The sequence below is a fragment of the Streptomyces sp. NBC_00335 genome (assembly GCF_036127095.1).
Classification (GTDB): domain Bacteria; phylum Actinomycetota; class Actinomycetes; order Streptomycetales; family Streptomycetaceae; genus Streptomyces.
This window is the reverse complement of the sequence record NZ_CP108006.1, coordinates 2,182,262-2,197,448: the sequence shown is the minus strand read 5'-3', so window position 1 is coordinate 2,197,448 and position 15,187 is coordinate 2,182,262. Positions and strand designations below refer to the sequence as shown.

The 15,187-nt window shown below is 72.5% G+C and carries 10 protein-coding genes; 9 read left to right on the top strand and 1 reads right to left on the bottom strand.

The genetic code is table 11. The features are described 5' to 3' along the window. The first annotated feature begins 2 nt into the window (after nucleotides 1–2). The 8 genes from OHA37_RS09715 (at nucleotide 3) to OHA37_RS09680 (ending at nucleotide 12,191) form a co-directional block, all read left to right on the top strand. Nucleotides 3–1,178, top strand: a complete 1,176-nt coding sequence (locus OHA37_RS09715) for a hydroxymethylglutaryl-CoA synthase (protein WP_266903939.1) — start codon at nucleotides 3–5, stop codon at nucleotides 1,176–1,178. A gap of 194 nt (nucleotides 1,179–1,372) precedes the next feature. Next, nucleotides 1,373–2,662: a DUF4192 domain-containing protein gene (locus tag OHA37_RS09710; RefSeq protein ID WP_266903938.1), complete on the top strand. Its 1,290-nt coding sequence runs from the start codon at nucleotides 1,373–1,375 to the stop codon at nucleotides 2,660–2,662. Nucleotides 2,663–2,997: 335 nt separating this feature from the next. Further along, nucleotides 2,998–5,013, top strand: a complete 2,016-nt coding sequence (locus tag OHA37_RS09705; protein WP_443046137.1) for a glycogen debranching N-terminal domain-containing protein — start codon at nucleotides 2,998–3,000, stop codon at nucleotides 5,011–5,013. Between the two features lie 150 nt (nucleotides 5,014–5,163). Then, nucleotides 5,164–5,910, top strand: a complete 747-nt coding sequence (locus tag OHA37_RS09700) for an NUDIX hydrolase (protein WP_250748883.1) — start codon at nucleotides 5,164–5,166, stop codon at nucleotides 5,908–5,910. Between the two features lie 206 nt (nucleotides 5,911–6,116). Next, nucleotides 6,117–7,913, top strand: coding sequence for an ATP-binding cassette domain-containing protein (locus OHA37_RS09695; RefSeq protein WP_266903937.1), 1,797 nt, complete (start codon nucleotides 6,117–6,119; stop codon nucleotides 7,911–7,913). Nucleotides 7,914–8,063: 150 nt separating this feature from the next. Continuing rightward, nucleotides 8,064–9,005 (top strand): FadR/GntR family transcriptional regulator, encoded by a 942-nt coding sequence (locus OHA37_RS09690; RefSeq protein ID WP_323182322.1) that lies wholly within the window; start codon nucleotides 8,064–8,066, stop codon nucleotides 9,003–9,005. Between the two features lie 484 nt (nucleotides 9,006–9,489). Next, entirely contained in the window at nucleotides 9,490–11,073 is a 1,584-nt protein-coding gene (locus OHA37_RS09685; RefSeq protein ID WP_266903935.1) for an RNA polymerase sigma factor, read from the top strand. Between the two features lie 140 nt (nucleotides 11,074–11,213). After that, the gene (locus OHA37_RS09680; protein ID WP_266903934.1) at nucleotides 11,214–12,191 is read left to right on the top strand and encodes a serine protease; all 978 of its coding nucleotides are present in this window, start codon (nucleotides 11,214–11,216) and stop codon (nucleotides 12,189–12,191) included. Nucleotides 12,192–12,318: 127 nt separating this feature from the next. Here OHA37_RS09680 and OHA37_RS09675 read toward each other — a convergent pair whose 3' ends face one another. Further along, nucleotides 12,319–12,555, bottom strand: a complete 237-nt coding sequence (locus OHA37_RS09675; protein ID WP_112449103.1) for a DUF7455 domain-containing protein — start codon at nucleotides 12,553–12,555, stop codon at nucleotides 12,319–12,321. A gap of 446 nt (nucleotides 12,556–13,001) precedes the next feature. Between OHA37_RS09675 and OHA37_RS09670 the strand changes: the two genes are divergently transcribed. Beyond that, nucleotides 13,002–15,122: a DNA gyrase/topoisomerase IV subunit B gene (locus OHA37_RS09670; RefSeq protein ID WP_266903933.1), complete on the top strand. Its 2,121-nt coding sequence runs from the start codon at nucleotides 13,002–13,004 to the stop codon at nucleotides 15,120–15,122. Nucleotides 15,123–15,187 lie beyond the last annotated feature (65 nt).

The window sequence follows — 15,187 nt, the reverse complement described above, 5'->3', positions numbered from 1 at the left end:
AGATGCCCAGGGATCTCGCGGTCGGAATCCACGACCTTTCGTTCGCCACGGGCCGGTTCGCCCTGACGCACGAGACATTGGCCGCCTACAACGGCACCGAGCTGGGCAAGTACCACGTGGGCATCGGCCAGCGCTCGATGAGCGTGCCCGCCGCCGACGAGGACATCGTGACGATGGCGGCGACCGCTGCCGCTCCCATCCTCGCCCGGCACGGCACCGACCGGATCCGGACCGTCGTCTTCGCCACGGAGTCGTCCGTCGATCAGGCGAAGGCGGCAGGCATCCACGTGCACTCGCTGCTGGCCATGCCCTCCGCCACCAGGGTCGTCGAGCTCAAGCAAGCCTGCTACGGCGGAACCGCGGCCCTGCAGTTCGCCATCGGCCTCGTCCACCGCGACCCCTCGCAGCAGGTCCTCGTGATCGCCAGCGACGTCTCGAAGTACGAGCTGGACAAGCCGGGCGAGGCCACCCAGGGGGCTGCGGCGGTGGCCATGCTGATCAGCGCGGATCCCGCTCTGGTGCGCATCGAGGAACCGTCGGGGGTGTTCACCGCCGACATCATGGATTTCTGGCGGCCGAACTACCTCACCACCGCCCTGGTCGACGGGAAGGAGTCCGTCTCCGCGTACCTGCAGGCGATGGACGGTGCGTGGAAGGACTACGCCGAGCAGGGCGGCCGTCCACTCGGTGAGTTCGCCGCGTTCTGCTATCACCAGCCGTTCACGAAGATGGCCTACAAGGCGCACCGGCACCTGCTCGAAACCTGCGGACAGGAAGTCGACGAGGCCGCAGTGGTCCGCGCCGTCGGGCAGACGACGGCCTACAACGAAGCCATCGGGAACAGCTACACGGCGTCGGTGTACCTCGGACTGGCCGCGCTGCTCGACGACGCCGACGATCTGACGGGCCAGGCCATCGGCTTGCTCAGCTACGGGTCGGGCAGCGTCGGCGAGTTCTTCGCCGGCGTCCCCGTCCCGGGCTATCGGTCGCACCTGCGGTCCGAGCAGCACCGCGAGGCGATCGCCCGGCGCCAGGACATCGACTACGCCGACTACCGGGAACGCCACGAGCAGGCCTTCCCGGTCGACGGTGGAGACCATCCGGCGCCCGAGGAAACCACCGGTCCGTACCGGCTGGCGGGGCTGTTCGGGCACAAGCGGGTGTACGCGCCGCGGTAGTCCGCGGTGCGACGCATTGCCTCGCATTGCCTCGCATTGCATTGCCTCGCGTCGCATCGTCTTCATGTGCCGCTTCATGTGCCGACGGCGCCTGATGGCGCCGTCGGCATGCTGTTGCTGTTGGTCGTTCGGCGTACGTTCGGGAGTTATCCACAGGGGTTTCCCGATTCGGCCGGACACGGGACCTTCGGGACATGACGAACAACCACGAAGCAGCACGCATCCCGTCCGACCCCTCGTCCACCAGCCCGCCCGGCGGTGTGGACGCGTCCCGGATCACCCTGCGCAGTCCGGCCGAACTGGCCGACGCGCTGCCCTACATGCTCGGCTTCCATCCGAGCGACTCCCTCGTCATGGTCGCGGTCCACGGGGAGGCCGGCCGCTTCGGCGGCCGGCTCAGGGTGGGCATTCCCGCCGCCCCCGAGGAATGGGAGGACACCGCCCGGCAGGTCGCCGACTGTCTGATCCGCGGCAGTGTGCGACGCGGAGCCAGGCCCGACGGCATCATCGTCTTCCTCTGCCAGGACCCGCACCCCGGCGACAGCGCGCAGCGGGTGATGACCAGGCTGCGCCCGCTCGCCCAGCGGATCCGGCTGGCCTGCGGGGCCTTGGACGTCCCGGTACTGGAGGCCCTGTGCCTCTCCGCCGGACGGTACTGGTCCTACTGCTGCCCGGACGAGCGGTGCTGCCCCGCGGAGGGCAGCGCGCTGGCCGCGCCCGGCACCTCGGTCATGGCCGCCGCGGCCACGTTCGCCGGACTCCAGGTGCGCGGTTCCCTCCGGGAGATCGAGCACAGGCTGACACCACTGCGCGGGACGGTGGCCGTCGAGATGGAGGGCGCCCTGGACCGTGCGGCCGTCGCGCTGGTGCCGAAGATCCTCGACGGGGCCACCCGTGAGGAGGTGGGGGCCGAGACCGTCCTGCTCGCCCGCGCGCTGATCCAGCGCATGACCCTCGCCCCGCCTGCCGAAGGCGGCCCCGGAGCCGATGCCCGGGACGACGCGCTGCTGGGCCACGACGAGGCCGCCTCGTTGATCCTCGGGCTCCAGGACCGCGAGATCCGCGATATCGCCGCCGAGTGGATGGAGGGCGAGGAGGCGGCGCCCGCCCTGCGGCTGTGGCGGGCCCTGGCCCGGCGCTGCGTCGGGGCCTACGGGGAGCACGCGGCGGCTCCCCTCACCCTGGCGGGCTGGGTCTCCTGGTCCACCGGGGACGAGCCGACGGCCCGGATCGCCCTCGGGCTGGCCCTGCGGGCGGACGACGGGTACCGCTTCGCGCAGTTGCTCCACCACGCCTGCAACGAGGGGATCGACCCGGAGGGGCTGCGGGAGTGCCTGCGGGAGGAGCGGCGGCGACGGGAGCCGCGCCGGGGGCGCCTGCCCGCAGGACCCCGGCGGGCGGGCGCCGTCACCAGGCCACCCGGCCGCCCGGGCAGGAAGAGCAGCCGCCGCGAGTCCGGCAGCACCGCGGGGAGCGAGCAGTGAAGCGCGGACGGGGCTGGGGCTGGGATGGGGGCAGGGGCGCGGGCAGTGGCATGGGTCGGGGCATGAGTCAGGGCAGGGGCAGGGGCCGGGGCCGAGCTGGAGGCGGCTGTGCGGGCCGGGGCGAGGGCGGTGGGTCCGCGCTCCCGGGGTGGCTGCGGGAAGGGGCGCGAGCGGTCCTGCGGCGACGGCCACCGCGACGGCCGATGCTCCGCCGGGCGCAGCCCCCACCGGGGCCCGTGACCCGGGCGGGGGCGGGGGCGTTGCGCTGGGGGGTGGTGGGGACCCGGCCGCGCCGCCGCCCAGCCGATCCACCCGGAGCGCAGACAAGGCGACCCATGTCCCACCCCGTACCCCCAGCCCGCCTGGCCCCCTCCCGCGCTGCCCCCTCCGGCAGGGCCCCCTCCGGCAGGGCCGACCTGCCGCCCGTGCACGGTGCCGTCATCTGCGTCGCCGCGCCGTGCATGGTCATCTCGCCCGAGCACGGCCAGCTCACCGGGCAGGGGGTCGACGGGATCTACCGCGCCGGGCTCCGGCTGCTGTCCCGCTGCGTGCTGCGCGTCGCCGGCCGGGACCCGGTCGCGGTCCAGGCCCGTAGCCTCGGCGCCGACCGGGCCTCCTTCACCGCGACCGTGCGGACCGGAGCGGAGCCCGGGCCCGATCCCGACGTCGGGGTCGAGCGGATCCGGCACGCCGACGGTACCGAGCGGATCACCCTGCGCAGCTTCACCGTCCGGTCCCTGCGGATCCCGGTGGAGGTCTCGCTGGGCACCGACCTGGCGGAGCTGGCCGAGGTGGCCGCAGGCCGGGCCGGGCCGGAGCTGCCCGCCGCGGTGCACGCCGCCGGACTGCGCTGGACCAAGGGCGAGGCCCAGGCCGTCACGGCTGCGGAGCCGCCGCCGGACGACGCGCTGGCCTCGGCCGGGCTGCTGCGCTGGCAGCTCGAACTGCGCCCCGGCGAATCCCGCACCATCGAGCTGCGGACCACCCGGGACCGAGGGGCGCGCGCCCCCGCCGGCCAGGTGGCCAATCCGCTGTCCGACGATGCCAGAGCGGAGGGAGACGACCCGCGGGCCGAGGCGTGGATGCGCACGAGCGTGCAGGACCTGGGCGCACTGCTGCTCAGGGATCCGAAGGAACCGGCCGACAGCTACGCGGCGGCCGGAGTGCCGTGGCGGCTCGGACTGGCCCCGGCCGAATCCCTGTGGGCCGCCCGCATGGCGCTCCCGCTCGGCACCGGACTGGCCGCCGCGACCCTGCGCATCCTGGCCCGGACCCAGACCGGGGCGCGGGGCGCCGACGCGGGGAAGATCCCGGGGCCGCTCCGCGGGGCCGGGCCACAGCTGCCCCCGGGATGCACCGGGACCGAGGCGACGCTCGCCTTCCCCGCGGTCCTCGCCGAAGCCCGGCTCTGGGGGATGCCCGAGGCGGAGGTGGCCGAGCTGCTCCCCGCCGCCGAGCGGTGCCTGGAGTGGATCCGGGGCGCCTTCGGGGAGGACGGCTTCCTGGCCGATCCCGATCCGGGACCGCGGCGCTGTGAAACCCAGGCCCACGCCCATCGCGCCGCGCTCCTCGGGGCCGACCTGCTCGCCGGGTGCGGTCGGCCCGGAGCCGAGGAGTGGCGGGAGCGGGCCGCCGGGCTGCGGGAGCGGTTCGCAGCCCGGTTCTGGGTCGACGGCCCCGATGGCGGCCGGCCCGCGGCGGCCCTGCATCCCGACGGGCGGCCCCTGCCCCGGCTGACGGGGGCCGCCGCCCACCTGCTGGACACCGGGCTGCTCGGGGGCGGCCGGCTCGCGCCGGGGCTGCTCGACCGGGTCCGCACCGAACAGCTGGCCCGGCTGCTCGGAGCCCCCGCCATGGATTCCGGTTGGGGGCTGCGGAGCATGGCGGTCCGCGAGCCGGGGCACAACCCGTTCGGGTACCGCTCGGGCGCGGTACGGCCGTACGAGAGCGCGGTCGCCGTGGCGGGCCTGGCCCAGGCGGGCTTCGAGAAGGAGGCCACGGGGCTGCTGCGGGGCCTGCTGGACGCGGCGGAGGGCTTCGGGTACCGCCTCCCCGAGATGTACGCCGCCGAGCAGCGCACCGCGGGCAGCGCCCCGCTTCCGCACCCCGCGGCCTGCCGTCCGGCGGCGGTCGCGGCTGCCGCCGGGATCCACGCACTGACCGCCCTGGCCGGGATCCGCCCGGACGCCCCCGCCGGCACGGTCGCCCTCGTACCGCTTCCCGGCGCCCCGCTCGGCGGGCTCCGCCTCTCCGGACTGAGGGTTTCGGGGGAACCCTTCGCCGTCCGGATCAGCAGACTGGGCCTGGGCATGGTGGAGGAGGCCGCCGATGCGCTGCAACTGGGCGGCTAGTGCTGTGGCCGGGGCGGACAGGCGGGCGGGCAGGGGTCGCCCTGCCGATCGGGAGGCATCGGGCCCGGGCTTCCGCTTCCGTGGCCGGTTCCGTGGTCCGAAGATCTCCAAAGCTCTGTTTATCGTCAGGCAGACGACTATGATCGCGGCATGTCGCCCTACGACCCGTCGGCCTTTCCGCCCTTCGCCGTCACCGTCGACCTGGTCGTGCTCACCGTGCGGCGCCATGCGCTCTGCGCGCTGGTCATCCGACGGGGTGAGCAGCCGTTCCAGGGACGCTGGGCGCTGCCCGGCGGTTTCGTGCGCGGGGACGAGGACCTGTCGGCGGCCGCGGCCCGCGAGCTCTCCGAGGAGACCGGCCTCTGCGCCCACGATCCGGCCGCTCCGGACGTGGGCAACGGGGCGCATCTCGAACAGCTCGCGACCTACGGCGACCCGAAGCGGGATCCGCGCATGCGTGTCGTCAGCGTGGCGCATCTGGTGCTGGCTCCGGACCTGCCCGCACCCCGGGCCGGCGGCGATGCCAACAGTGCGCGCTGGGCCCCCGTCGACGAGCTCCTGTCCACGGACGGCCAGACCGGCGCCGGACTCGCCTTCGACCACGAGCAGATCCTCGCCGACGGGGTCGAGCGGGCCCGCTCGAAGATCGAGTACTCCTCGCTGGCCACCGCCTTCTGCCCGCCCGAGTTCACCGTCGGTGAGCTGCGCCGGGTCTACGAAGCGGTCTGGGGAGTCGCCCTCGACCCCCGCAACTTCCACCGCAAGGTCACCGGCACCCCCGGGTTCCTGGTGCCGGCCGGGGGGACGACGACACGTCAGGGTGGCCGTCCCGCCCAGCTGTTCCGCGCCGGCGGGGCAACGCTGCTCAACCCGCCGATGCTGCGCCCGGAGGTCTGAGGCCCCAGCGCCCCGCACGGGCCCCGGGGCGCCACCCGGGCCGGTACCCCGGCGGGTGTCCGGGCCCGCGCCCCCGCGGGCAGCTGCCTCGGCGCCGACACGGGCGTGGATCGGGACGACCTGCGCCTTATATCGGACATATCGCGTTATCTTGTTAGCGGTATTCATCCTGCCGCAGAGCGGTCTCACCCCCCGCGAGAGAAGCGATGCTCCAGGCCATCGGACTCACCAGCGCCCCCCGTCGAAACCTCCCGCCCCTCGTGGACGACCTCACCTTCGAGGCCCGCCCCGGGAGCGTGACCGCACTGCTCGGCGAGCCCGGCTCGGGCAAGACCACCGCACTGCGGCTCATGCTCGAACTCGAACCGGGCCGCGGAGTCACCTACTTCCGCGGGCGCCCCCTGCACCGGATCCCGCATCCGGGCCGCGAGGTCGGCGTGCTCCTCGGCGATCTCCCCGGCAACCCCTCGCGCACCGTGCGCGGCCAGCTGCGGATGCTCTGCGCCGCCGCCGGCGTGCCGGCCGCGCGGGCCGACACCATGCTGGACGTCGTCGGCGTCGCGGGACTGCGCGATCAGCGGCTCGGTTCGCTCTCGCTCGGCATGGAGCGCCGGGTCGCGCTGGCAGCCGCCCTCCTCGCGGACCCCTGCACGCTCCTCCTCGACGAGCCCGCCGCCGGGCTCTCGCCCCGCGAACGGAGCTGGCTGCACGGGCTGCTGCGCGGCCACGCCTCCCTCGGCGGCGCGGTGCTCTTCACCACCGACGACGCGAAGGAGGCCGCCCGCAGCGCGGACCGGGTCGTGAGCATCGAGGCGGGCCGGCTCGTCGCCGACCAGGACGCCGCCGAGTTCGCCCGGACCCGGCTCCGGCCGCGGGTCGCCGTGCGCACCCCGCACGCCGCCCGGCTGGCCGACGTGCTGGGCCGGGAAGCGCGGGCCGCCCAGCGCACGGTGGAGATCGTGGAGGAGAGCGGCAGCCGGCTGTCCGTCTACGGCAGCAACTGCGCCGAGGTCGGCGAAGCCGCCTTCCGGCACGGTGTGCTCGTCCACCAACTCGCCGACGAGACCGGCGACGCGGGAGCGCCGCCGTCACTGCCGCGCGCCCGGGACCGCGCCGGATCCGGAGCCCGGGCCACGGCCGCCGACGCAACGCCGGCCGCGCCCGCAGCGGGCGTCGCAGACCGGCCCCGCCCCCCGCGCACAGGGCTGCCCGCCTCGCCCGTGCGCCGGCTCGGCGGCCCCTTGCGACCCCTGCGCTACGAGCTGCACCGGCTCTTCGGCACCGCCACCCCCGCACTCACCGCCGCCTTCGTCGTCGCCGTCTCCGTCGTCACGGCGCTGGTCCTGGCCCGGATCGGCCACACCCCGCAGAACCGGTTGCTCGCCGCCTGGCCGGAGTTGCTCCCGCTGCCGCCCGCGGCGCTCGGCGCCGGACTGCTCGGAGCCCTGGCCTTCGGCGAGGAGTACCGCCATCCCGCGCTCGCCGCCGACCGCGGCACCGTCCCGCGCCGGCTCGGGCTGCTCACGGCGAAACTCGGGGTCAGCGCCGCCGTGGCGCTGCTGCTCGGCGCCCTCGCCGTGACCGCCGACGCCGCCGCCCTGACACTGGTGTTCGGCGGCGGGCCGCTCCGTATGCCCGCGGAGTGGGTCTCCCCGGCCGCGAGTTGGGCGGGGCTGCTCATCGGCTGCGCCTGGTCCGGAGTCCTGGCCTCCGGCGTCTTCCGGTCCGCCTCCGCCGGTCTGGCCGCGGTGCTCGCCGTACCGGTGATGGTCGTACCGCTGGTGCGCAAGGCCCTGGACGGCCCGTCCGCGTACCCGGTCAGCGGACTCGCGGAGCGGCTGCGCGGCCTGGCCTGGGCGCAGTGGCCGCCGGAGGCGGACCGGGTGGTCCTCGGAGCGATCCGGGTGATGGCCCAACCCGTCGGCACCGCGCTGGTGTTGTCGCTGATGGTCCTGTTGTGCGCCTATGGGTTCACAGGACTGCGCGGCCGCGTCCGTTTGTGAGGGATCGTTGGTGATCGTTCCGGCGCCGGTCCGGACCCAACGGGACCGTTGTGGTTCACATCAAGCCCCACGGACCACAAGTCCCTGCAAAAGGCCCGGTTCTTTACGATAAGTCGTCAATTGCGTAGGTGGCACCGATCACCCTTTCGTGTGCTTTTCACCAAAGACCTCAAGGGTCGCGGAGACACGGCCGACAAAGGATTCGTGAGTACCCTTGCGCACACCATGATGACCGCCGCCCGCCATGCCGATTCCGGCCTCGCCGGCGCGGGCGAACTCGACCGCTACCCCTACCCGGAGGCCTCGGGGGCCGACCGGGTGGGAGTGCCCCACTGGGACGGATCCGACGTCGAGTTGAGCCGGGTCGGCCGCCGCGCCGCGGGCAGCCGCGGACGCGGCCTGCACGGCCAACTCGTCCAGCAGCTCGGCCAGATGATCGTCTCCGGCGACCTCGGCGCGGACCGCCCGCTGGTTCCCGAGGAGATCGGACAGCGTTTCGAGGTCTCCCGCACCGTCGTCCGCGAATCCCTGCGGGTCCTCGAGGCCAAGGGCCTCGTCAGCGCCCGCCCCAACGTCGGCACCCGGGTCCGCCCGGTCGCCGACTGGAACCTGCTCGACCCCGACATCATCGAGTGGCGCGCCTTCGGCCCGCAGCGCGACGACCAGCGCCGCGAGCTGGGCGAGCTGCGCTGGACCATCGAGCCGCTCGCCGCCCGCCTCGCCGCGGGCCACGGCCGCCCGGAGATCCAGCAGCGCCTCGCCGACATGGTCGAGATCATGGGACACGCCCTCGGCCAGGGCGATTCGATCACCTTCGCGCGTGCGGACAACGAGTTCCACGCCCTGCTCATCCAGGTCGCGGCCAACCGCATGCTGGAGCACCTCTCCGGCATCGTCTCCGCCGCCCTGCAGGTGTCCGGCAGTCCCGTCACCTCCTGCGACCGTCCCAGCGAGACCTGCGTCGCGCACCACGCGCGCATGGTCGAGGCCCTCGCCGCCGGCGACGCGATCGGCGCGGAGAACGCCATGCGCCAGCTTTTGACGGTGCATCCGGAGGTCGAGCGCGTGGTTCCCGCCCCGCGCGAGCACTGACGGGCCGCAGCTCACAAGCGCGGGCGTGGACGTGTCTTGGATGGGCCGCCGGTCCCGAGCGGCACCCCCGGACCCGGTCCGGGGAGGGGCCGGCGGCAGCGGAGTCCGGCTCCCCGTCCGGGTCCCTCGGCCCCGGCCGGCTCCCGGCTCCGGTCCGCGGCCGCCGGGACTCCGCTTCCGGGGAGTCGTCCGGCCCGCGAAACGGGGCGTGTTCGGACACACCGGACGTGCAGAAATAACGGTATGACCGGCATGGCATCAAACAGGGTGTGACTCGGGCCACGAAGATTGGGCGTAACGCTCCGCGAGGTCACGCGATGACCTAAGAGGTGATGGCCGACGGAGGGAAGACAGTGCCCTTGCGGGTGCTGTATAGCTCCCCGGCCCCTGCCCGCGCCCCCGGCCCATCCCCAGTCGGTGGTCGTCGGCTCCGGTCCAGCACCACCAGGCCGGGGTCGGAAGCCGTTTCCATCGTTCCGAGAGGTTGTTCGTGTCGGCCAGCACATCCCGTACGCTCCCGCCGGAGATCGCCGATTCCGAGTCTGTGATGGCGCTCATCGAGCGGGGCAAGGCCGAGGGGCAGATCGCCGGCGATGACGTGCGTCGGGCCTTCGAGGCTGACCAGATTCCTGCGACCCAGTGGAAGAATGTTCTGCGCAGCCTCAACCAGATCCTCGAGGAAGAGGGTGTGACGCTGATGGTCAGTGCCGCGGAGTCGCCCAAGCGCACCACCCGCAAGAGCGTCGCAGCGAAGAGCCCCGTCAAGCGGACGGCCACCGAGCCCGTCGCCAAGACGGCGGCCGCGCCCGCCGCGGCCGCTGCGGACACGGGGGCCGGGGCGGCGCAGCCGGAGCCCGTCGAAGCCGACGCCCTCGCGGAGGGGACCGCGACCGAGCCCGCCGCCAAGAAGACCGCGGCGAAGAAGACGGCGGCGAAGAAGGCCGCGCCCGCCAAGAAGACCGCGGCCAAGAAGACGGCGGCGAAGAAGACCGCCGCCAAGAAGGACGCCGACGAAGCGGGCGACGAAGAGACCGCTGAAGAAGGCCCCGGGGCAGCCAAGGCCGAGTCCGAGGACGAGGAGGAGGGCGCCGAGAGCAAGGGCTTCGTCATCTCGGACGACGAGGACGACGCCCCGGCCCAGCAGGTCGCCGTGGCCGGCGCCACCGCCGACCCCGTCAAGGACTACCTGAAGCAGATCGGCAAGGTCCCCCTCCTCAACGCCGAGCAGGAGGTCGAGCTCGCCAAGCGCATCGAGGCCGGACTCTTCGGCGAGGACAAGCTCGCCAACTCCGACAAGCTGGCGCCCAAGCTCAAGCGCGAGCTGGAGATCATCGCCGAGGACGGCCGCCGCGCCAAGAACCACCTGCTGGAGGCCAACCTCCGCCTCGTGGTCTCCCTCGCCAAGCGCTACACCGGCCGCGGCATGCTCTTCCTGGACCTCATCCAGGAGGGCAACCTGGGTCTGATCCGCGCCGTGGAGAAGTTCGACTACACCAAGGGCTACAAGTTCTCCACGTACGCCACCTGGTGGATCCGGCAGGCGATCACCCGGGCCATGGCCGACCAGGCCCGCACCATCCGCATCCCGGTGCACATGGTCGAGGTCATCAACAAGCTGGCCCGTGTCCAGCGCCAGATGCTCCAGGACCTGGGCCGCGAGCCCACCCCGGAGGAGCTGGCCAAGGAACTCGACATGACCCCCGAGAAGGTCATCGAGGTCCAGAAGTACGGCCGCGAGCCGATCTCCCTGCACACCCCGCTGGGCGAGGACGGCGACAGCGAGTTCGGAGACCTCATCGAGGACTCCGAAGCGGTCGTGCCGGCCGATGCCGTGAGCTTCACGCTCCTGCAGGAGCAGCTGCACTCGGTGCTCGACACCCTGAGCGAGCGCGAGGCGGGCGTGGTCTCGATGCGCTTCGGCCTCACGGACGGACAGCCCAAGACCCTCGACGAGATCGGCAAGGTCTACGGGGTCACCCGTGAGCGCATCCGCCAGATCGAGTCGAAGACCATGTCGAAGCTCCGTCACCCGTCCCGGTCCCAGGTGCTGCGCGACTACCTCGACTAGCACGGCCTGGGCCGGCCCGGTCCGCACCGGGCGCGGCGAGGGGTTCGCCGCAGGTCGTCGCCGGTGGCCGCGCGGGTGCGCACGGCCACCGGGCGTCCCACTCTGAGTGGAGTCATGCACACTCGGAGTCAGGAGGCCTCATGCGTCGTCCCTTTGCCCGTGTCCTGGCGGGAGCGCTGACCCTGGCGGCGGGAGCGGCGGCGGCGCCGCTCTCCCAGGCGCCGCGAGCGGCCGCGGACAGCGTGGTGATCGGCGGAAGGCCGGTGAAGGTGGCCGATGCCCCGTGGGTCGTGGCCCTCGCCAGCCGTGACCGGTTCGGGGGTACGCGCGGCGGCCAGTTCTGCGGGGGCGTTCTCGTCGCCCCGACCAAGGTGGTGACCGCGGCCCACTGCCTGGGGCGTCAGGTGCTGGGAGGCCCGGTCGAGTCCGTCCGCGATTTCCGGGTGATCACCGGGCGTACGGAGCTGCGCGCGAGCGAGGGCCGGGAGATCGCGGTGCGTTCCGCCCGGGTGAACCCGGCCTACGACCCGGGCAGCAATGCCGGCGACCTGGCCGTCCTGGAGCTGGTCGAAGCCGTGGCCGTGCAGAACGTGCTGCCGATGGCCGCCCTCGGGCATCCGGCGTACGGGGCCGGAACCGAGGCCGCCGTATACGGCTGGGGCGACACGAGCGGCTTCGGCGACTACGCCTACGGGCTGCGGGCCGCCGGGGTGACGGTGATGGCGGACGAGGTGTGCGGGCGGGCCTACCCGGGAGACGCCGACGGTCAGTACCGGGCCGACTCCATGGTGTGCGCGGGGGACCGCGCGGGCGGCAAGGACGCTTGCCAGGGCGACAGCGGCGGCCCGCTGGTGGCTCAGGGCCGGCTCATCGGGCTGGTGTCCTGGGGGCGCGGCTGCGGGCGCGCGGACAGCCCGGGGGTGTACACGCGGATCGCACCGCTGATTGGCTTCGTCGCCGAGTCCGGCTCTGCCACCGACTCCGCCAGCGGCCCGGAGACGGCCCGGGGGGCCCTGGGCCCTCCTGGTGCCCGCGGAGTCCTGGGGATGGACGTACGCCCCGCCCAGGGGCCCGGGAAGGGCCTCGCGGCGGGGGGCCGGCCCGCGCCGAAGCGCTGAACGCCGCCCGGACACGCCGAACGCTGTCCGGGCATGAGGACGGGCGGTGCCTCTGGGTCGCAGAGGTACCGCCCGTCGACCGGCTACGCCGGTCCTGGCTCGTCGGATGCGAGGTTTAGGCCTTGTGTCAGCGGTCCTCGGGTTCGGCGGCACTGGCCGCCGGAGCGGACGTAAGCCGCTCGGTCTCATCCTGTATTTCCGCGGCGATCTTCTTGAGTTCCGGCTCGAACTTGCGCCCGTGGTGGGCGCAGAAGAGCAGTTCACCGCCGCTCAGCAGGACGACGCGCAGATATGCCTGGGCGCCGCAACGGTCGCATCGGTCAGCGGCCGTCAGCGGGGTCGCGGGTGTCAGAACAGTAGTCACGTCGCCTCTTCTCTAGCTCGACGAGCTGTCGTACCAGGGTCAACATCCAACCAGGCCGAAAACGTTCCCGCTCGCGGCTTTTCCTCGAAACTTCCTTCCGAAGCTGGCCGGCCGTTGCCGGTTGGCGGCGAAGGAGCCGTATTGCGTTGCTTTACGGTTTCGCGTTGTCAGGTCGTTCGCTTGTCGCAGTTCTGCCCTCTCCGGCTGAGTGCCGGTTGTTCATGAGGACGTGCCCGAACACTAAATGGTTCATGCGTGGAAGGGAACGTGATGTTTGCTTCACCCTCCCGGGGGATCGAACAGGCGTACGGACCTGCACTAGGCTGGTGAAGGGGCTGGGATGGCGTTGCATCGGCTCTACCAGGCCTCGGTACCCTTCCAACGGCAACCGAGCCACCACTGCGCCCGACCGGGCCAGAAAAGAAATTCAGCGAGGAGCGAACTGCGTGACCGCCGACACGTCCGTGCCTTCCAGCGCACTGCTGACCGGAGCAGACCGGGACGGCTCCAACTACACCGCGCGGCACCTGCTCGTCCTCGAAGGCCTCGAGGCCGTCCGCAAGCGCCCCGGCATGTATATCGGCTCCACCGACAGCCGGGGCCTCATGCACTGCCTCTGGGAGATCATCGACAATTCGGTCGATGAGGCCCTGGGCGGGTACTGCGACCACATCGAGGTGATCCTCCACGAGGACTCCTCCGTGGAGGTCCGCGACAACGGCCGCGGCATCCCCGTGGACGTCGAGCCCAAGACCGGCCTCTCCGGCGTCGAGGTCGTCATGACCAAGCTGCACGCCGGCGGCAAGTTCGGCGGCGGGTCGTACGCGGCCTCCGGCGGCCTGCACGGCGTCGGTGCCTCCGTGGTCAACGCCCTCTCGGCGCGGCTGGACGTGGAGGTCGACCGGGGCAGCGCGACGCAGACCATCAGCTTCCGCCGCGGCGTCCCGGGCATGTTCACCGAGCAGGGCCCCGACAGCCCCTTCGACCCCGCGAACGGCCTGCGCAAGGGCAAGCGGATCGCCAAGGGCAAGACCGGCACCCGCATCCGCTACTGGGCCGACCGGCAGATCTTCCTCAAGGACGCCAAGCTCACGCTGGACACGCTCTACCAGCGCGCCCGCCAGACGGCCTTCCTCGTGCCCGGCCTGACCATCGTGGTCCGCGACGAGCGGGCCCTGGAAGGGGCCGGCAAGACCGAGGAGACCTTCCGCTTCGACGGGGGCATCAGCGAGTTCTGCGAGTACCTCGCCCAGGACAAGGCGGCCTGCGACGTCCTGCGCCTGACCGGCACCGGCATCTTCAAGGAGACCGTCCCGGTCCTCGACGACCTCGGCCACATGACCCCCACCGAGGTCACCCGTGAACTCGGCGTGGACATCGCCCTGCGCTGGGGCACGGGGTACGAGACGAACGTGAAGTCGTTCGTGAACATCATCGCCACCCCCAAGGGCGGCACCCACATCTCCGGCTTCGAGCGCTCGGTCACCAAGACCGTGAACGAGGTGCTGCGCTCCGCGAAGCTGCTGCGGGTCGCCGAGGACGACGTGGTCAAGGACGACGCGATGGAGGGCATGACGGCGGTCGTCACCGTCCGCCTCGCCGAGCCGCAGTTCGAGGGCCAGACCAAGGAGGTGCTCGGCACCTCGGCGGCCACCCGGATCGTCGCGGCCGTCGTCGCGAAGGAGCTCAAGGCCTTCCTGACCTCCACGAAGCGGGACGACAAGCAGCAGGCCCGCTCCGTGATGGAGAAGATCGTCGCGGCCGCCCGGACCCGGATCGCGGCCCGCCAGCACAAGGAGGCGCAGCGCCGCAAGACCGCGCTGGAGTCCTCCTCGCTGCCCGCCAAGCTGGCCGACTGCCGCAGCGACGACGTGGAGCGCAGCGAGCTCTTCATCGTCGAGGGGGACTCGGCGCTCGGCACGGCCAAGCTCGCCCGGAACTCCGAATTCCAGGCGCTGCTGCCCATCCGGGGCAAGATCCTCAACGTCCAGAAGTCCTCGGTCTCGGACATGCTCAAGAACGCCGAGTGCGGGGCGATCATCCAGGTCATAGGAGCCGGCTCGGGCCGGACCTTCGACATCGACGCCGCGCGGTACGGGAAGATCGTCCTGCTCGTCGACGCCGATGTGGACGGCGCGCACATCCGCTGCCTGCTGCTCACGCTCTTCCAGCGCTACATGCGCCCGATGGTCGAGGCGGGCCGGGTCTTCGCGGCCGTCCCGCCGCTGCACCGGATCGAGCTCGTCCAGCCGAAGAAGGGGCAGGACAAGTACGTGTACACGTACTCGGACAACGAGCTGCGCCAGACCCTGCTGGAGTACCAGCGCAAGAACATCCGGTACAAGGACTCGATCCAGCGCTACAAGGGCCTCGGCGAGATGGACGCCGACCAGCTGGCGGAGACCACCATGGATCCCCGTTTCCGCACCCTGCGCCGGATCAACATCGGCGATCTGGACTCGGCCGAGTCGGTCTTCGACCTGCTCATGGGCAACGAGGTGGCTCCGCGCAAGGAGTTCATCACCAGTTCCGCCGCCACCCTGGACCGCTCGCGGATCGACGCCTGAGCGGACCCCGAGCGGACCCCGAGCTACCGGGAGACCTCCGGTGGCACTTCCGGGGCACTGGCACA